The sequence below is a fragment of the Streptomyces sp. NPDC026522 genome (assembly GCF_055567555.1).
Genome location: NZ_JBVHQF010000003.1, coordinates 175,561 through 193,924, shown reverse-complemented (window position 1 = coordinate 193,924; position 18,364 = coordinate 175,561). Strand labels below are relative to the sequence as shown.

General features: G+C 72.3%; 16 protein-coding genes. 6 read left to right on the top strand and 10 right to left on the bottom strand.

Going from position 1 to position 18,364, the window contains the following annotated elements; genetic code table 11:
- Positions 1–264: 264 nt before the first annotated feature.
- The gene (locus ACZ4M3_RS09220) at positions 265–948 is read left to right on the top strand and encodes a SigE family RNA polymerase sigma factor (RefSeq protein WP_467731333.1); all 684 of its coding nucleotides are present in this window, start codon (positions 265–267) and stop codon (positions 946–948) included.
- Positions 945–2,057, top strand: a complete 1,113-nt coding sequence (locus tag ACZ4M3_RS09215) for a hypothetical protein (RefSeq protein ID WP_467730989.1) — start codon at positions 945–947, stop codon at positions 2,055–2,057. Before ACZ4M3_RS09220 ends, ACZ4M3_RS09215 begins: the two co-directional genes overlap by 4 nt.
- Here ACZ4M3_RS09215 and ACZ4M3_RS09210 read toward each other — a convergent pair.
- Together ACZ4M3_RS09210 and ACZ4M3_RS09205 are read right to left on the bottom strand one after the other, a co-directional pair.
- Positions 2,029–2,826, bottom strand: coding sequence for an SURF1 family protein (locus tag ACZ4M3_RS09210; protein ID WP_467730988.1), 798 nt, complete (start codon positions 2,824–2,826; stop codon positions 2,029–2,031). The two genes, ACZ4M3_RS09215 and ACZ4M3_RS09210, sit on opposite strands and share 29 nt — an antisense overlap.
- 42 nt (positions 2,827–2,868) lie before the next feature.
- Positions 2,869–4,686: a S9 family peptidase gene (locus ACZ4M3_RS09205; protein ID WP_467730987.1), complete on the bottom strand. Its 1,818-nt coding sequence runs from the start codon at positions 4,684–4,686 to the stop codon at positions 2,869–2,871.
- A gap of 94 nt (positions 4,687–4,780) precedes the next feature.
- Between ACZ4M3_RS09205 and codA the strand changes: the two genes are divergently transcribed.
- From codA to ACZ4M3_RS09190, 3 genes are all read left to right on the top strand, one after another.
- Positions 4,781–6,082: a cytosine deaminase gene (codA, locus tag ACZ4M3_RS09200; protein WP_467730986.1), complete on the top strand. Its 1,302-nt coding sequence runs from the start codon at positions 4,781–4,783 to the stop codon at positions 6,080–6,082.
- 36 nt (positions 6,083–6,118) lie between these two features.
- A complete protein-coding gene (locus tag ACZ4M3_RS09195; protein WP_467730985.1) occupies positions 6,119–6,709 on the top strand; it encodes an HD domain-containing protein in 591 nt (196 codons plus the stop codon).
- Between the two features lie 166 nt (positions 6,710–6,875).
- Entirely contained in the window at positions 6,876–7,136 is a 261-nt protein-coding gene (locus tag ACZ4M3_RS09190; protein ID WP_467730984.1) for a hypothetical protein, read from the top strand.
- A 45-nt stretch (positions 7,137–7,181) separates the two neighbouring features.
- Here the strand turns inward: ACZ4M3_RS09190 and ACZ4M3_RS09185 are convergent, their stop codons facing one another.
- The 7 genes from ACZ4M3_RS09185 to ACZ4M3_RS09155 all read right to left on the bottom strand — a co-directional run bounded on the left by ACZ4M3_RS09185 (position 7,182) and on the right by ACZ4M3_RS09155 (position 14,396).
- On the bottom strand, positions 7,182–7,379 hold the full coding sequence (locus ACZ4M3_RS09185; RefSeq protein ID WP_467730983.1) for an MbtH family protein: 198 nt from the start codon (positions 7,377–7,379) through the stop codon (positions 7,182–7,184).
- A 47-nt stretch (positions 7,380–7,426) separates the two neighbouring features.
- Complete coding sequence (locus tag ACZ4M3_RS09180; protein WP_467730982.1) at positions 7,427–8,869, bottom strand: phytoene desaturase family protein; 1,443 nt, start codon at positions 8,867–8,869, stop codon at positions 7,427–7,429.
- The gene (locus ACZ4M3_RS09175) at positions 8,866–10,800 is read right to left on the bottom strand and encodes a S53 family peptidase (protein ID WP_467730981.1); all 1,935 of its coding nucleotides are present in this window, start codon (positions 10,798–10,800) and stop codon (positions 8,866–8,868) included. The genes ACZ4M3_RS09180 and ACZ4M3_RS09175 overlap by 4 nt, the downstream gene beginning before the upstream one ends.
- Before the next feature lie 174 nt (positions 10,801–10,974).
- Positions 10,975–12,153, bottom strand: a complete 1,179-nt coding sequence (locus ACZ4M3_RS09170; RefSeq protein WP_467730980.1) for a M23 family metallopeptidase — start codon at positions 12,151–12,153, stop codon at positions 10,975–10,977.
- Positions 12,146–13,183 (bottom strand): hypothetical protein, encoded by a 1,038-nt coding sequence (locus tag ACZ4M3_RS09165; protein ID WP_467730979.1) that lies wholly within the window; start codon positions 13,181–13,183, stop codon positions 12,146–12,148. Before ACZ4M3_RS09165 ends, ACZ4M3_RS09170 begins: the two co-directional genes overlap by 8 nt.
- Entirely contained in the window at positions 13,183–13,899 is a 717-nt protein-coding gene (locus tag ACZ4M3_RS09160) for a DUF5819 family protein (RefSeq protein WP_467730978.1), read from the bottom strand. The genes ACZ4M3_RS09165 and ACZ4M3_RS09160 overlap by 1 nt, the downstream gene beginning before the upstream one ends.
- 134 nt (positions 13,900–14,033) lie before the next feature.
- Entirely contained in the window at positions 14,034–14,396 is a 363-nt protein-coding gene (locus tag ACZ4M3_RS09155; RefSeq protein ID WP_467730977.1) for a hypothetical protein, read from the bottom strand.
- Positions 14,397–15,413: 1,017 nt separating this feature from the next.
- Here ACZ4M3_RS09155 and ACZ4M3_RS09150 point away from each other — a divergent pair.
- On the top strand, positions 15,414–16,199 hold the full coding sequence (locus ACZ4M3_RS09150) for an AfsR/SARP family transcriptional regulator (protein WP_467730976.1): 786 nt from the start codon (positions 15,414–15,416) through the stop codon (positions 16,197–16,199).
- Between the two features lie 31 nt (positions 16,200–16,230).
- On the opposite strand, the gene ACZ4M3_RS09145 is transcribed toward ACZ4M3_RS09150, so the two are convergent.
- Positions 16,231–18,138, bottom strand: a complete 1,908-nt coding sequence (locus tag ACZ4M3_RS09145; RefSeq protein ID WP_467730975.1) for a phosphatidylglycerol lysyltransferase domain-containing protein — start codon at positions 18,136–18,138, stop codon at positions 16,231–16,233.
- Between the last annotated feature and the right edge of the window lie 226 nt (positions 18,139–18,364).

Sequence of the window (18,364 nt, the reverse complement as noted above, 5' to 3'; positions counted from 1 at the left end):
CCGACTGCCGCCTGGACAAACGGGGCGAACGGGAAGATCGGTGCGCATGACGGGGACGAGGGCGACGGGGACGAGGGCGAGGGAGACGAGCCCGGCGGAGACGAGCCCGGCGGGAAAGACGCCGACCACTCTGCCCGGCGCGTACAACCCCGGCGGGACGACGCGAGTCCAACGGGCGTGGCAGAGGCATTGCTCGACTTCACCATCGTTCCGGCGCGCATCGCCCCGGCGCGCTGGCGGCCCCCCGCGCCCGGCGGGCCCCCGATGATCCTTCCCGTCCCGCCGGGCGGCGTTCCGACGGCCGCGGCCCGGCCGGCCCGCGGCGGCCGCGTCCCCGCGCCCCGCGACAGCGCGGAGACCGCCGGGAGTGCGCCGGCGCGGGCCGCCGACGAGGCCGCCGGAATGCCCGCGGGGGTGCCCGCCGGGGTGTCCGTCGAGCAGGCCGTCGTCGCTGGTACCACCGTCGACCACCTCACCCAGACCTACCAGGCCCACTACCGCTCCCTCCTCGGGCTGGCCGCGCTGCTCCTCGACGACACGGCGTCCTGCGAGGACGTGGTCCAGGAGGCCTTCATCCGCGTCCACTCCGCCCGCAACCGGGTACGGGACCGCGACAAGACGCTGGCCTACCTCCGCCAGACCGTCGTCAACCTGTCGCGCTCCGCGCTGCGCCGCCGCATCCTCGGCCTGAAACTCCTCTCGAAGCCCATGCCGGACATGGCGAGCGCGGAGGAGGGCGCGTACGACCAGCTGGAGCGCGACGACCTGATCAAGGCGATGCGGGGACTCCAGCGACGGCAGCGCGAGGTACTGGTACTGCGGTACTTCGCGGACATGACCGAGGCCCAGGTCGCCGAGACGCTCGGCGTATCGCTCGGCTCGGTGAAGGCGTACGGTTCGCGGGGCATTGCCGCGCTGCGGGTGGCGATGGAGGCTGCGCAGTCATGAAGGACGACCACACCACCCGGCCGGCCGGCCCGGATCCCCTGGACGCGCAGCGGCTGCGGGCCCTGCTGGGCGGCGCCGTGCAAGGTCTGGAACCCGCCGAGGACGCACTGGAGCGGCTGCGGTACGCGGTCCCCGCCCGCCGGACCCGCAAGCGCCGGGTCCTGGTCGGCGCCGCCGCGGCCGTACTGCTGGCCGGGGCCGCGATCCCGACGGCCCTGCGGATGACCGGCACCGCGGGCGGCGGCGCCGCCGGGCACTCCACGATGGCCGGGCACGGGCAGCCGCAGGGCGGCAAGGCGGGCAGCTCGTCCCACCCGCACCAGAACGGCGTCGGGGCCCACCCCGGGCCGGCGACCCCCGCCGACGGCGACGGGCAGCCCGGCGGCACCGGCGGCAGCCCCGCCCCGCACCCGAGCGGTTCGTCCCCGGGCGGCGCGGTCGCGGGCCCGACGGCCGGCGGGGCCTCGACCTCGGCCCCCGGCACCCGCCACCCCCAGCTCCCGCCGGTCGGGGCGGCGCAGGGCCTCCCCGAGTGCACCGCAGGGCAGCTCGGCGTCCTGGGCAGCGCCCGCCCGCCCGGGGCCGACGGCTCGGTGTACGGCAGCTTCAAGGTCACCAACGTCTCGGACCGGGGCTGTGTCGCCGCGGGCCCGGACACCGTGACCGCCGCCCCCGCGGCCGGTCCCCCGCCGCCCACCCGGAGCCCCGCGGTCGCCGTGGTCGGCCACACCGCGGGGGACCCGGCGAGCGGGCTGCTGCCCGACCCGTCCGTGGACTCCCCGGTGGTCGTGCTCCAGCCGAACGCGGCGTACGAGGTCCGGTTCGCCTGGGTGCCCTCGAAACGGTCCTGCCCGGCGGGGACCGCCGACCCGTCGGCGAAGCCCGTTCAGGGCGGCGGGAGCGGCGCGGCCGGTACGGCGGATGCCACCGACCCGGCCCCGACGGCCGCCGGCCCGCTGGGCGCCGCCACCGACCGGGCCCCGACCGGGGTCGAGGTGTCCCACACCCCGTCGGCGGGCGCCCCGATGACGCAGGCCACGATCCCGGCGGCCTGCGGCGGCACCGTCTACCGGACCGGCGTCATTCCGCTGGCGCCGCCGCAGCCGTAGCGGCCGCCCGGGGCTGCTCCGGCAGCAGGCCGGCCTGCGCGTCGCGCAGGGTCTCCACCTCGCGCCGGTAGAAGCGGAACCACATGAACAGCACGAAGGCGGCGAAGACGAACCACTCGCCCGTGTAGCCCAGGTTCTGGAAGGCCTTGAGGTCGAGCCCGGTGTTGTCCGGCGCCTTCGCGGGCACCGCAAGCATCCCGTCCGACGGGGTCTGCACGGTCAGCCACGCGTCGTACAGCGGCTCGGGGACCAGGTTCACCAGCGTCGCCGCGCCGATCACACCGAGCTGCCCGGCGGGCAGCCCGCCCTGCGCGTGCACGCCCTTCGTGCCCGAGTTCTCGGAGGCCTGGAGCGCCCCGGTGACCTCCACCCGGCCGCCCGGCGCGGCCGGGGCCTTGGCCGGGTCCGCGGCGCCCGGCAGCCAGCCCCGGACCACCGGGACGGCCTTGCCGGAGTCGGTCCGGAGCAGGTTCAGGACGTAGAAGCCGCTCTTGCCGTCCAGGTCGCGCTCGGGAACCAGCAGCTGCTCCCCGTACACCCCGGCCGCGGAGGCCAGCCGTCCGGAGGTCTTCTTGTCCACCGGGAGCAGCGAGTCCAGCGGTGCGGCGGCCTGCTCGTCGGGCCGCCGGTCCGTGGCCTCCCGGTGGTCACCGACGCGGTCCTCGAAGCGGCCGAGCTGCCAGGTGCCCATGAACAGGCAGAAGGGGATCGCGAGCGCGACGAAGACGTTGATCCCCCACCAGCGCGGGGTCAGGAGAAACCGGTGCACCCCACCACCGTACGGGGGGCGCACCGGATCACCGGTGCCGGGTCAGGCGGGGAGGTGCTTGAGGGCGAACTCCAGATCCATCCGGACCTGCTTGATCCGCTCCTCCACGACGAGCGAGCCGTGTCCGGCGTCGTACCGGTACACCTCGTGCACCGCCCCGCGCGCCGCGAGCCGCTCCACGTAGTTGTCGATCTGCCGGATCGGGCAGCGCGGGTCGTTCACCCCCGCCGCGATGTGGACGGGAGCCTTCACCGCGTCCACGTAGGTCAGCGGCGAGGACGCCTCGAACCGTTCCGGGACCTCCTCCGGTGTGCCGCCGAAGAGGGTGCGGTCCAGGGACTTCAGCGCCTCCATCTCGTCGTGGTACGCCGTCACGTAGTCCGCGACCGGCACGGCGGCCAGGCCCACCGCCCAGGCGTCCGGCTGCGTGCCCAGGCCCAGCAGCGTCAGGTACCCGCCCCAGGAGCCGCCCGACAGCACGAGCCGCGCCGGGTCGGCGAGGCCGCAGCCGACCGCCCATTCCCGGACCGCCGCGATGTCCTCCAGCTCGATCAGCCCGACGCGGTGTTTGAGGGCGTCGGTCCACTCCCGCCCGTACCCCGTCGAGCCGCGGTAGTTGACGCGGACGACCGCGAAGCCGTGGTCCAGCCAGGCCGCCGGGGTGGCGGCGAAGGCGTCGCTGTCGTGCCAGGTGGGGCCGCCGTGGATCTCGAAGATCGTCGGGAAGGGGCCGTCGCCGTGGCCGACGGGCCGCTGCGCCAGCGCGTGGATGCGCCCGCCCGGGCCGTCCACCCAGGCGTCCTCCACGGGGACCGAGCCCGGGGGCCGGATACCCGGCGGGTCGAGCACGATCCCGCCCGCCGTGGAGCGGATCGCCGACGGCTCGGCGGCCGAGGACCACTGGTACTCCACCGTCCCGTCCGGCCGGGCCGTCGCACCGGACACCGACCCCGGCGGCGTGTCCACGCGTACGAGTTCCCGTGCGGCCAGGTCGTACCGCCACAGCTCGCTGCGCGCCTCGAAGCCGTGGTGGATCAGCAGCGCAGACCCGTCCGGGTACCACTCGGCGCCCACGTCGCCCGGCAGGTCGATGGCCAGCTCCTCCTCGGTGCCGGCCGCCACGTCCCACACCATCGGCTCCCAGCGGCCGCGCCGCTGGTGCCCGACGAGCAGCCGGGTGTCGCCGGCGACCGGGGCGAAGCCGAGCACGCCGAGGCCAAGCTCCTCGGTACCGCCCTTGGAGTCGTCCAGCTCGGCGACGGTGGCGCCGTCGAGGGTGACCACGCGCAGCGCCGAGTGCATCGCGTCGCCGTGCTCGGTGTGCTCGATCGCGATCAGGGTCCCGTCCCGGGACAGGTCGCCGACGCCCGCCGACTCGCGGTGCCGGTAGATCACGGCGGGCTCGCCCCCGCCGGGCCGTACCACGTGGATGCTGGTGCCCTCCTCGTCGGTGGACCGGCCCACGACGGCCGTGCCGTCCCGGCCGATGGCCAGCCCCGCCGGGTACGAGGGCGCCAGGCCGGGGGTCGCCGGTTCGTCGGGGCCGCCCGCGAAGGGCTGGCGCACCCAGGTGCCGAACTCGTCGCCGTCGGTGTCGGAGAACCACCAGATCCACTCCCCGTCGGGGGAGACGGTGCCGTCGGTGGTGCCGTTGGGGCGGTCCGTGGCCTGCCGCTGGACGCCGGTGGCGCGGTCCCACGCGTAGAGCTCGTAGGTGCCGGTCGCGTTGGAGACGAAGAGCGAGCGGTCCGGGGCGTCCTCGGCCCACTCGGGCAGCCCGACGCGCGGCGCCCGGAAGCGCTTCTCCCAGTCGGGCATCTCGGAGGACGGTACGGAGGTCACATCGGTGTCGCTGGTCATGGCCCCCACCTTGCCGTACCGGGCGCCGGGATGCCGAGTACGCCGAACGGGCGCATCGCGGGTGCCGTACCCGGACCGCCCCTAGGCTGGCCCCATGCGGATGATCGTCCGGGGCGCCCGGCTGCTGAACGCACCCGGCCTGTCCGACGTGGAGGTGGCCGAGGACGGGCGGATCGCGCGCGTCGTCCCGTACGACGACCAGAAGGAACCACCGGCGACCGGCGTGCTGATCGAGGCGCACGGCGCGCTGCTCACGCCCCCCTTCGTCGAGCCGCACATCCACCTGGACACCGCCCTGACCGCCGGCGAGCCGCGCCCCAACGCGTCCGGCACCCTCTGGGAGGGCATCGCCTGCTGGAGCGAGCGAAAGCGGACCCTGACCCGCGAGGACGTGATCGCCCGCGCCACGGAGGTGCTGCGCTGGCAGGCGGCCCAGGGCGTGCTGCACGTGCGGACCCACTGCGATGTCACCGATCCGGCGCTCACCGCGCTCGACGCGCTGCTGGAGGTCCGCGACCGGGTGCGGGACGTCATGACGCTCCAGATCGTGGCCTTCCCGCAGGAGGGCATCGTCTCCTTCCCGGACGGCGCGGCGCTGCTGCGCGAGGCGGTCCGGCGCGGCGCGGACGTCGTCGGCGCGATCCCGCACTTCGAGGACACCCGGGAGGACGGCGTCGCCTCGCTCGGCACCGCCTTCGCGCTGGCCGAGGAGTACGGGCTGCGCGTCGACGCGCACTGTGACGAGATCGACGACGAGCAGTCCCGGTTCGTGGAGGTGCTGGCCACGCTCGCGCTGCGCTCGGGCCTGCGGGAGCGCGCGACGGCCTCCCACACGACGGCGATGGGTTCCTACGGCGGCGGGTACAGCTTCAAACTCCAGCGGCTGCTCTCGCGTTCCGGGATCAACCTCGTCGCGAACCCGTTCGCCAACCTCAACCTCCAGGGCCGCTTCGACGGCTACCCCAAGCGGCGCGGCCTCACCCAGGTCAAGGAGATGCTGGCGGCCGGCGTGAACGTGGCCTTCGGCCATGACGACGTGATGGACCCCTGGAACGCGCTCGGGACGGCGAACCCGCTGCAGACCGCCCTGGTCGGCCTGTACGCGGCCCAGCTGACCGGCGCGGACGAGATTCCGGTGGCGTTCTCGATGGTGACGGACCGTGCGGCGCGGGTGCTCGGCCTGTCCGAGGCGGAGTACGGCATCGCGGCGGGCGCTCCGGCCTCGTTCCTGCTGCTCCCGGCGGATTCGCCGCAGGAGGCGATCCGCCGCCAGGTCCGCCCCCGGTACGTCGTCTCGCGCGGCGGCGTCCTCGCCGAGAGCCCGCCCGCGGTGACGCGGCTGCTGGCCTGGCCCGGGCAGGACGGCCCGGCGGAAGTGGACTTCACCCGGAAGTAGTACGGCAGTTCGACGGCAGGGGCCTACGCTGCGCCCATGACATGGACCTTTGACACCGATGCCGGGCGCGCCGCGCTGGAGATCGCGTCCGAGTACGCGGACGCGACCCTGCTGAACCACTCCATCCGCTCGTACGCCTTCGGTGCGTGGTACGCGCGGCAGCACGATCTGGCCCATGACGCCGAGCTCTTCTACGTCAGCGCGCTGCTGCACGACCTGGGGCTGACCGCCCCGTTCGACAGCCACACGCTGCCGTTCGAGGAGGCGGGCGGCCATGTCGCGCGCGTCCTGACGGCGGGGCTGGGCTGGCCGCCGGCCCGGCGGGCGCGGGCGCAGGAGGTGATCGTCCTGCACATGCGGGACGACGTCACGGCGGCGCAGGACGTGGAGAGCCACCTCCTTCAGGTGGGGACGAGCGCGGACGTGTCGGGGCTGCGGGTGGGGGACTTCCCCGAGCCGTTCCTCGCCGAACTCCTCGCGGAGTACCCGCGGCTCGGCTTCGGCAAGGCGTTCCTGACGCTGGTCGAGGACCAGGCGGTGCGCAAGCCGGACTGCGCGGCGGCGGCCTACGTGGCGGGCGGCGCGGAGGCCCGCATCACGGCGAACCCGCTGGACCACCGCGGCTGAGCCGGGTGAGGGGCTCAGATCCCGCGCTCCGGCGTCACCCGCGCTGCGGCCCGCCGATGTCCGGGACCGCCGGCCCGGCGAGGAACTCCGCCCCGGGCCGGCGTCCGGCAGGCAGGCGCCCGTCTCCACGAGGGCGTCCGGCGCGGTCCCGAGCAGCTCGAAGGGGGTGAGCCCGGCGGCCGTGGTGTCGGTGGCGCGGGCCATGCCGGCCGGGACGTGCAAGGCCGTACGGAACCAGCCCGGCCCGGCGACGGCGAAGCGGATGTACCCCGTCCCCACGGCGCGGAACCGGGCCCGGGCCCGTACGACGGGGTCCTCCGCCGGCGGCAGGCCGTCGATCTCGGCCTCCATGGCGAAGGCCACCCGCGCCATGGCCGCCTGCGAGACCCCGTGGACCAGGGCCCCGCGGTCGGCGAAGTGCCGGTAGGCGGCGGGCTCGGGAGCGTCCCACTCCGTGGCTTCCGCTGCTCCTCTACCGCCGCGCGCTCTTCGGCCGCATGTCCGTCCACGTCTGCTCGACGTACTCAAGGCACGCCGCCCGGCTGCTCTCGTCGCGGGCTACGGACCAGCCGGCCGGGACGGCGACGGAGGCCGGCCACAGGGACCGCTGGTCCTCCTCGTTCACGAGGACCAGGTAGCTGCCGCCGCTGTTCTCGAACGGGTTCGACATGAAGTGGGTGCTCCTTGACTGAAGGGAGGAAGAGGTCGGTGGCCCTGTCAGGGCCGGTCCAGGGGTGGCCGCGGTATGCCGAGGTGGCGCAGGGCCGAGCCGGCGGCGTGGTAGCCGCACATGCCGTGGACTCCGGGGCCCGGTGGGGTCGCCGCGGAGCACAGGAAGACCCCCGGTATTCCGGTGCGGTAGGGGTCCAGCGCGGCGCGCGGGCGCAGCACCATCTGGGTGAGGGTGTTGGCACCGGTGAGGATGTCGCCCCCTATGTAGTTGGCGTTGTACGTCTCCAGTTGCGCGGCGGACGTGGCCACGCGGGCGATCACGCGCTCCCGCAACCCCGGTGCGAAGCGCTCCAGCTGGCCGAGCACGGCTTCGGTGGCATCGCCGGTGTAACCGTGCGGAACGTGCGCGTAGGCCCAGACGGGATGGACGTCGCCTGCGGAGCGGACGGGGTCGGCGAGGTGCTGCTGGGAGACGAGGACGAAGGGTCGCTCCGGCATGCGGCCGCGCGCGATGGCCCGCTCGGCGTGGGCGACTTCCTCCAGAGTGCCGCCCAGGTGCACGGTCCCGGCTCGCCGGCAGGCTTCGTCGCGCCATGGCACTCCGCCCTCGACGGCCATATCGACTTTGAACGCCGCCGGCCCGTGCGCCCAGCGTGCGTAGGCGCGCCGGGTACGGGCGGGGAGGCGGTCGCCGCACAGTACCGCGGCGGCGCGCGGTGCCACGTCCAGCAAGGTGACACGACTGGGCGGCAGTTGCGCGAGGGAGCGCACCCGGACGCCGGTCTCCACAGTGCCCCCGAGTTCGGTCAGACGCGCCGCCAGGGCGTTGGTGACGGCCTGGGACCCGCCATGTGCGACGGGCCATCCGTGCCGGTGTCCGGCCGCGACGAGCATGAGGGCGATTGCGGCGCTGCCGGGCGCGGCCAGGGGGCGCAGCGCGTGCGCGGCCACGCCGGCGAACAGGGCGCGGGCCTGGGGAGTCTGCCAGCGGCTCGCGACGGCGGTGGCGGTGCGGGGGGCGAGGAGGCCGAAACGGGCCAGGGGAAGGGGATGCCGGGGCAGGTGGAGCGGGGGCGCCATCAGCTCGGTGGCCAGGGAATCGTAGTGGTGCGACAGCGGTGCGAAGAGCCTGCGCCACGCGTTTCCGTCCGCGCCGAGGCCGCCCACCGTCCGGTCCAGCGAACGCCGCAGCACCGCCGCGGGGCCCCGGTCGAGCGGATGGGCGAGGTCGATTTCGGGCCACCGCCACTCCAGGCCGTGCCGCTCCAGCCCGAGTGAGCGCAGGAAGGGCGAGGCGAGGGCCATGGGGTGGACGGCCGCGCAGTGGTCGTGGAGCAGTCCCGGCAGGGTGAGTTCGCTGGTACGAGTGCCGCCCCCGATGGTGTCGGCCGCCTCCAGCACGGTGACCGAGAGGCCCTGCTGGGCCAGGGCGACGGCGGCGGCCAGCCCGTTCGGGCCGGCCCCCACCACGATCGCGTCCAAGGTCACCGCAGACGTCCCCCGGTGCGCCGGAACCACTGGAGGTAGGCCGGCGAGGGCGAACCGAGCCCGGTGGCGTAGTCGTAGCCGGGGCCGGCGTGCAGGCCGTAGTCGCGGCCGAGGGCGTACAGGACGTAGCGCTGCTTTTCGTCCTCGGAAGGCCCGTAGTCGCGCACGGCGGTGAGGGGCCCGGGTCCCGCGGCCGCGGGCTGGTCCGTGACGTCGCGGAAGGCGGTCGAGCCGCCGAGGGCGTACAGCAAGGGGTTGGCGAAGCCGAGGGGATGGCCGGTCACCTGCTGGGCGTCGGCCTGCAGGGCGGCGAAGGCGGGGGTGGCGGCGGAGGTGCCGCCGAAGCCCACGAGCTGGAACTGTCCGCTGTCGGTCAGCCCGACCAGGACGGGCAGGGCGCCGTCACCCTCCATGGCCACGTCCGGGGTCGCCCTGCGGGCGGACGTGCCGGCCGCAGGGGCGGGGACGTGACCGTGCTGGTACCACGGCTCGGGGAAGTCGCTGAGCCCTCCTCCTCCGCCGAAGGCGAAGACCCCGGGGACGGGTCCCCAGGCCCGCTGGGTGCCGGTGCCGGTGAGGACCGACAGCTCATCGCCCATGCTGGTCTCCCAGGCGTAGTCGCCCTGCCGGTCCAGGGCCAGGGTGGTGCCTCCCACGGAGGTCACCCACGGGGAGCCGCTGGGGAAGTCGGCCTGGGCGGTGGTGGTCTTCATGTCGCAGTTGACTCCGGTCTCGGCCGCACCGGGGGAGGAGTCGCCGCAGTCACCAGCCGCGAAGTACACTCCGATGCCTTCGGCGGCGGCCTGCTGGAACAGCAGGTTCCACGCGTTGACCAGGTCCGGAGTCAGATGCCCGGGGTCGGAGTGGACGATCTCGGCCCAGGAGTTCGAGATGGAGTCGGCCAGGCGACGGTCGATGACGGTGGCCTCGGCGTCCATGAGGTCGTCGTCCAGGCAAGAGTCGGCGCCGATGTAGAGCACGTCTGCGTCGGGCGCGAGCCCGTGGGCCATGTCCACGTCCAGGGCCTGCTCCCCGGCCCATGCCTCGGGCGGTGCGCAGGCGGCCCCCACGTTCCATTCCTTGGGCGTGACCTGCTGGCGGTACTGGCCCGGGCGGAAGGGACGGTCCCCGGTGGCCTGGGCGAACCGGTCGGCGTCAGCGGGCATGGTGGGGGACCCGTAGGCGTCAACGATCGCGATGGTGGCGCCCTTGCCGGTCGCGCCGGGGCCTCCCGCGCCGTACGCGCGACGCAGTTGCGCGGGGAGGTAGGGGCAGGAGGAGAAGGCGGGCGTCTTGTCGTACGCGGGGGGCAGTCCGGTGGCGGGCTTCTCCCCGAAGTGGTCCGAACAGACGGCGGGCGTACCGGTGGGGGCGGTGGCGCGCGAGGACTGCGGTCGGGCCGCTGCGGGTGCGGACAGTCCGGACACGGCGACGATGTCGGCGCCGAGGGCTTCCGGAACACTGACGTCGCCGGTGGGGGCGGTGACCGTCCCCCGGGCGGTCCGGTAGCGGTGGACGGGACTCTTGAGCGCCTCCTGCACGGCCTTCGCCGGGCCGGAGATCTCCAGGTAGTGCGGGGTGTCCCGGGTGACGGTGAGCCCGGCGCCGGTGAGCCAGTGGGCGATGGCCCGGTGTTCCTGTGCGCTGAGGGCGAAGCGCCGGCGGTACTGGTCGGGAGTGAGGAAGTGGCGGTAGGCCGGGTCGTGGGGGTCGGTGACGGTCTTGAGGAACGCCGCCAGGCCGGCCGGGTCGCGCGAGCCGAGGTACAGGCGGGCGGTGAGGTGCTCCTCGGCGGGGACCGGGCCGGTGTCGGCCGCGGCGGTGGCATAGCCGGGGTGCGAGCCCGGCACGACGTGGCGCTGCGCCGAGGGGGCTTCGGCCTGGGCGGCCGGGGCGGCGAGCGCGGTGCCCAGGAGCGCGGCGCAGGCCACGGCCGCGAGGGTGCGGGGTCGTATGCGTCGGAGCGGAGACGACGGGGACACGGATTTCCCTTCGGGCAAGGAGGCATGGCGAAAGGGGGCATGACGAAAGGGGGCATGGCGAAGACGCGCCGGACTGCCGGAGGTGACGTGCGGGTCGGTGAGGGAGCCGATTCGAGGGGTCGGTCAGGTGCGTAGGGTGCGCCCGCGGTGCAGCGTTCCGGAGATGCCGGTGAACCTGAGGTCGAGTCCCACACCTTCGCGTTCGGCGTGGATGTGCAGGTGCGGCTCACTGGTGTTACCGGAGTTGCCGACCTCGCCGAGCAGCTGACCGGTGTGCACCCGGTCGCCGTCGGACACCGTCACGCTGCCCGGCCGCAGATGCGCGAGCTTGACGATCTCGCGGCCCGTGTCGATGAACACGTGGTTGCCGTAAGGCGGTTCGTAGCGGATCGTGCCGGGCGTCTGGTCGGCGTACCCGTCGGCGGCGGACACGACGTGGCCGTCGCAGGGGGCGTACAGCTTCGCGCCGTAGATCCGGAACGCGTCCGGGACGGTGCCGCCCCGGAGCCGGACCCCCCGTGCCCCGATGCCGACGACGTCGAGAGCCCCTCGCTGCTCGGGCTGGGGCAGATGGTGGTTGAGGCCGCGGCCGCCGCCCTGGGCGATGAGCCAGGTCCCGTCCCGCAGCGGGAAGTGCAGGGGGACGGACAGTGGCGCGCCCCACCGGTGGCGCCGCGCCCACGCCAGGTACCCGGCGCAGCCCGCCAGAAGGGCGAGGCCGGCCGCGAGCTCCACATCGTCGTGCCCCGTGGGGAGGCGGGACAGCTGCCAGGCGGAGGCCAGCGCCACGAGCGCGCCCGCCTCCACGGACCGGCGCAACCAACGGGGGAGCCGGGCCGGGCTGAAGAAGCCTTCCATGACGACATAGGAGGCACCCACCACGCACACATCGGCGCACCAGGCGGTCACGGATGGCGCGTTCCAGCACGCTGCGACGCGCACGGCGAGCAGCATGCACCACACGAGCCAAGCCGCGCCGCCGCGCCCGGCTGCCGGGATGCGCAGCCGGGCGGCCCGGTAGCGGCCGGGGGAGATGCGGAGATGGACGAGGTTCCCGTCGGCATCCGCCTGGGCGTAGGCGAGGACCTGACCGGCGGTACCCCCGATCACCAGTCCGTCGCGCCCGTCGGTGACACCGGTGACGTCTCCGACGTGCTCCCGGGTCGCCGCGACGATCTCGCGCAGCCGCTGGTGGCCGACGGCGGCCACGACGCGGGGCGCCAGCCCGGGCCACCGGTCGGGGTCGGCCAGGAGGAACCGTTCGAGCGCGCGGGCCCCCTCGGTGTGGTCCGGCCTACGCATCGGCTCCGCTGCCCTGGGTTTCGAGCAGGCTCACCGGGGCCTTGCCGAGCGGGGCCCCGGTCGGCACGGGGGGCCGCACACGAGCCGTGAAGCGCGACGCGAGGTCCGCGGCACGGTTTTTGAGCGACCGGTAGTCATCGTCGCGCAAACAGGTGCAGTCCGCACCGATCATCAACAGACCGAAACACACCAGTCCCATGAAAGCCATGATGCCCAGGTGCATGCCCTCCAGGGCCAAGGTGTTGGCCTTCCGCACCCAGCCGCGCGCGGACAGGATCGCGAAGGGCAGGGCCAGCTCGGCGAAGATGGTGAAGTAGCTGACGGCGGTAGTGACGTACGCGTTGCCCATCAGGTGCGCATAGGCCGGCCAGATCTGGAATCCGGTGAGCCGGCTGATGTAGTACATGGCGACGCCGTCCTGCCACATCTTCCCGGCGATCTTCCAGTAGCCGGCGGCGAAATAGAGGATCGCCGTCTGGAAGACGATCAGGTAGGCGGCCAGGTTGTGCACGACCGTCGGCAGGGAAGGCCCCTCGTCCTCCCGCAGGCGAGCACGGCGCTGTTTCGCACCGGGTGCGAAATAGGCGTTGGACACCGTGAAGACCATGAAGATGATGAGGATCTGGGCGAGGTTGTCACCGCCTTCGAGCACATCTTGGTTCCGGTTGTGCAGGGACCACATGAGTACCGCCTGGACCAGGGTCAGTGCCCTGCCGCCGTACACCATGTAAACGGCGGACACCAGAATGGTGGCGTGGAACACGATCTCGAACCACACGGTGGAATGGCTGAAGAAGTAGACGGAGAAGCTGCCCGGTGACAGGGCGGCCTTCGCGGTTTCGATCGAGTTGTACGAGTCGGGCCCCCACAGGAATCGCCGGTTTCCGTAGTCGGAGAGGCAGTACATGACTGTCGCGAGGCCGATCACGATCCGCAGCAGCGCTATCCCGATCAGACGGTGCTTCCGGCTCGCCATTCGCAGCAGTCCGGCGTCAAGCCGGGCCAGGCCGGACGTTGCCCATGCGCGCATCAGCCGGCCACCCCCGGAACGTAGTCCATCCACGAGGTCTCAAGAATGGACTTGACCGGCTGGTCGGGCCTGGGACTCGCATACCGTTCGGAGAAAGGAATCATGGGTTTGTTCTTGAAGGTGGCCTGCACGGATATGATCTGCGCCTTCGGGTACATCGAGTCGGCCTGGGCGGACAGGAAGCGCTGGATCTCCTCGAATTCCGACGCGTACTGCTTGTCCAGGAGGTCCTGCGCCGGTTTGCGATCCGTCTCGGGCAGGTTCTTGAAGTTCGTCACCGCGCTGGCGTATCGATTGGCCGCCGCATCGAAGGCCAGCGGCAGACCCGGGAGCTTCGTCGGATTGAGCGGAAACTCGCGCGGGGTCCGGTCGATGGCGTCCTCGATTTCCACGGGTCTCGTCTCCACCACTTCGTCCGACCCGGCGGGCTTCATGCGTACGGTCATGTAGATCAGGTCGTTGTTGCTGCCCGGGGTGGGTCCGAAGAGCTGCCAGTCCTGCCAGAAATAGGGCTGCATGGCTTTGGTGGCCAGCCCTTGGACGCGGCTTTTGACGGGTGAGTCGGGCGCGTTGTAGGCGAGGCAGGCGGCCGTGTACAGCGCCACCGGCGCCAGCGCCAGCGCGGTGCAGACACGCAGTCGGGCCGTGATCGCGCGCTCGGGTGCCGGCGTCGGGCCGCCACCGGTGCTCTTGGGGGCTCGCCCGAAGGCTTTCATGGTGGGACACCTCCGTTGCGTGTAAGGGTTCTTCCTGGGGTGCCCGGCGGCGGAGGGGGCGCCGCCGGGCACGTATTCAGGTGGTGCCGGGCCGGGTGCCGGGGCCGGTCCTACGGACGGCCCCGGCACACCGGTCAGTTGGCGTCGTACTGGGCGTCGCCCGGGATGACCCCGTGCGCGCCCTTCGGGCTGATGGCGGGACCGCCACTGGAGGAGGACGAGGACTCGCTGGACGAGGACCTGACCTTCGTCGTGGCCTTCACGGCGGCCTCGGTGGCCTTGACCGCGGTGGCGGCGACCACGCTCTGGGCGACGGCGTGCCAGAACTGCGGCTGTACGCCGTCGTTGACGACGGTCGCGGTGGCGACCGACTGCTGGGCCGCTGCCTTCTGCTCGGGCAGCGAGGTGGCCGACGCGCTGGCCGAACCGAGGCCGACGGCCCCGGTGGCGGCAATTGCGGTGACGACGGCCCCTGCGATGAAACGCTTGGCGTTCACTGTGCTCGCCTTCTGTATGGAATTCACGTGTGTTGGGTTTCCGGGCATGAGGGCCCCCGGCCCGGAAAATGAAAGGACCACTCGAATCGACTCGCTCGCGAAATGGTCGCTTTGCACGGAGCTGCGAGGCTGAGGTGCAAGCGGTGAGATGAAATCCGGAAGATTGGTCAGATCGCCCGATGGAAAGTCGCGCCCGGTCCCCCTCGCGGATGCCACGGGGAGGTCGGGAATCTGCAGGGTTCCCTTCCCCTGTTACGCGGTCACCTCGGGCTGGGCCCGATCAATGCGGCTGGGGCGTCTTTCCTCGTAGGTAACTTAGCAGGATGATCAATAGCGATTCAATCGACTTCCCGGTCACGCAGAGCGATGACTGCCCGGATCCTCAGGGGAACCTCAGATCCATGGAATTCCTTTTACCTGGCCATAGCGTCCTGAAATGAGACGATATGACCGGTTCCCTGTCGGGTGGGCTCTGGCTGACCAGCGGGATCCCGGCTGGGCGGAGGGAGTTCGAACGGTGCTCGAATGCAGGCTTTCGGTCGCCGGGAATGAAGCGGAACCTTTGCATCCAGCATCGATTCTTTACCGGTGGAAAGGGTTCTGGGCCGCCGTCCCCGCGGTTGGGGCGAACCGATATCACGATGCGTCATCTTCTCTCGAACTCGTTCTGCTTTGAAGCATCGCAAGGCGGCTGGCGCCGACCTGAACCGACCGCCACGAGCGCCTATCGCAGGGGCAGAAATGGCCCATCGGGTGCGTGATAGTGTCCAAAATCGTGATCCGGCGCAGACCAAGCCGGGCCGTCCTGGGGGGAATCCAGGCGGTCTGGTGTCGTCGGATCGTCAGCGGAAATTCCAGCGTGCCGGCGACCGGCGCACGCCTGTAGGTGTGCAGTCGCCAACCTGTGTCGTCAGCTGTCGGCGCGGCTTCCGTTTTCATCGCACACCATGCTCGGACTCACCGGACCGTCGGTTCCGCGAACTCCGGGCCCTTTGACCACGGGGGATGAGAAGGATCGTGTATTTTCGCGTTCTCGGAGCACTGGCGGTGGAGACGGCCGACGGCACGTCGCGTACCCCGCAAGCCTTGAAACTCCGGGCCCTGCTGGCCCTGTTGGGGTTGAACGAGGGCCGTCCGCTGTCCGCGCCGCAGCTCATCGAGGCCCTCTGGTCGGGTACGCCGCCGCGCACCGCGTCCACCGCCCTGCAGGTTTACGTCTCCCGGCTGCGCAAACACCTGACGGATGCGGGCTTCGACGCGTCCCGGCTGCTGACCCGGCCGCCCGGCTACATGCTGGAGCTTGCTCCGTTCAGCTTGGACCTGCACCGCTTCGAATCGCTGTGCCTGCGGGCCGGGGAACTGCGGGCGGCCGGTCGGCTGGAGGAGTCTTCGATGCTGCTGTCCCAGGCGCTCGGGCTGTGGGCCGGGCCGGCCCTGGCGGACCTGCGCACGGTGCCGGCACTGCAGAGCCTGGGCCACCAACTGGACGAGAAGCGGTCGGCCGCCCTGGAGGAGCGGGCCGAGACGGAACTGCTTCTGGGCCGGCACAAGCCGCTGATCGGCGAGCTCTACGGGTTGATCGACGAACAACCGATGCGGGAGACCTTCTCCGGCCTTCTGATGCTCGCGCTCTACCGCAACGGCCGCCCGGCCGAAGCCCTCATGATCTACAACCGCATCCGGCGCGTGTTGATCGATGAGCTGGGCATCGAACCGGGTCCCCGGCTCCGGCAGTTGCAGCAGGCCGTCCTGGCGCGGGACGCCCACCTCGAAGAGCGCACCCTCGCCCATCTCGCCTGCTGAACGGGCCCCGGTGCCCGACCGGCAGCACGCTCTACGGTTCGTCCGGCCCCGCGGCGCGCTCCGCGCGCGGGGCCGGAGGCTTCGTCCGCGCGACCGCGAGCCCGTGTTGCAGCGGCTTGCGGACCCACTTCGGCAGGCCGAGGGTGAGGAAGGCCTCCGCCTGCATCGCCGCGAGTCCGATCCGGGGCAGATCGCGGCTGTGCGGGAAGACCACGTACCGCGGTACCCACTCCGGCTGGAACTTCGCGTTGAATTTGTAGAGCGACTCGATCTGGAACCAGCGCGAGAGCAGGACGAGGAGCCACCGCCAGGCCCGCAACACCGGCCCCGCGCCCAGCCGTTCCCCCCGGGCCAGGGCCGAGCGGAACATCGCGAAGTTGAGTGACACCCGGCGGATCCCGAGCGCGGGCGCCGCCTGCAAAACGGCCACGATCAGCAACTCGTTGAGGCCGGGGTCGGCGGCGCGGTCCCGACGCATCAGCTCCAGGGAGATCCCCTCGGGCCCCCACGGTACGAAGTGCAGCACGGCCTTCAGGTCGTCGGTTTCCGGCATCTTTCCCCCTTCTCCCGCCTCCCCCGGCTCTCCTGCCCCGTCGGCCGCGACCTGGTGCGCGGTGACCACCACACAGCCGGTGTCCTGCGCGTCGCCGAAGCGGCCGAGGGCGGTGGAGAAGCCGCGCTCGATGTCCGTGCCGCGCCAGCGGGCAGCGGCAGCCGCGATCCGCGCCCGCTCCGCGTCCTCGAGATCGCAGACTCGGCGGACCTTGCAGGAGTAGCCATTGCGCTCGACGCGCTTGACCATCTGCCGCACATTGCGCATGGCCCGCCCGCCGAGCGAGAAGTCCGCGGTGTGTACGACCGCTTCGTCGCCCAGCTCCAGGGCGTCCAGCCCCGCTTCACGGGTCCACACCTCGCCGCCGGTCTCGCCGCACCCGATCACGGCGGGCACCCAGGCGTGCCGCCTGGCCTCGTCCATGAACACTTTGACTGCCCCCGGCCATGCCTCGACGTCGCCGATGGGGTCGCCGGAGGCGAGCATCACGCCGGACTCGACGCGATAGGCGATGGCGGCCTTGCCGGTCGGCGAGAACAGCACGCTCTTGTCGCGTCGCAGGGCGAAGTACCCCAGCGAGTCGCGCGCCCCGTGCCGCTCGAGCAGCTCCCGCACCCGTGCCTCATCGCCCGCGGAGAGCTCCGCCCTCGGCTTCTCGGGCCGCAGGAACAGGTAGGAGGTGGTCAGCAGGGTGATCAGACCGAGCGCGCCGAGTGAGTAGCCGACCAGGTCCCCGATCCGCTCGGAGGTGTAGCGAACCGGTCCCTCGACCCCGAACAGGCCGTACGCGGTGTGTCGCAGCCGCTCCTCCAGGGAGGGCGAGCGGGCCTCGAAGTCCGGGTGCGCATTGGTGATCAGCATGCCCAATGCCAGGGAGACGCCGCCCACCGTGACGAAGTTCAGGAGCGCTCGCCAGCGCGTGCGCGGGTCGGACAGCGCGTAGAACTCCCTGCGGTAGGCCAACATCACCAGGAGCAGTGCGAACGACACCACGGCGGCGGCCGTGGTGTGCCACCGCAGCAGGTGCAGCAGGCCGCCCACCGGGAGCAGCACCGTGACAGCCCGCCAGGCGCGCCGCTTGCGGCGGCGCAGCCCGTGCGCCAGCAGTACGAGCAGCACGCCGACCATCAGCGAGCCGACCGAGGCCACGGTCGTGGTTCCACCCGGTAGCTGACCGGCCAGCAGCCGCACCCGGTTGTGGCGGAAGCCGGGGAAGACGGCGGCTGCCAGGTCGATCAGTCCGATCAACAGGCAGGCGTATGCGGCGAGGGTGGGAACGCGCGGCCGGGACGCGGGGGTCGCCCGGTCACGGAGCGTGCGCGGCGCCGGGCGCGGCGGCGCAGGAGGAGGAGCCGGCCCCGGCCGGGGAGGCGCAGAAATGTTCATAGAGCGCGAATCTAGAGCCTGTTCCGCGGATTTCCGTCCTCCTGGAGCATGACACCCCGCTCCGTTTATAAGCGCTTTAGCGGCATGAAATGTCAGTGGTGCGCATGCGCCGGTTTAGCGACCCGGTCTAGCGTTCTTCTTGCAGGTGGGGGCGGGTGGTGCTGCACTGGCCCGGGGGGTTCGCGGCGCTATGCGTATTGGCGTCCCGGCTTTCCGTGCGCCATCC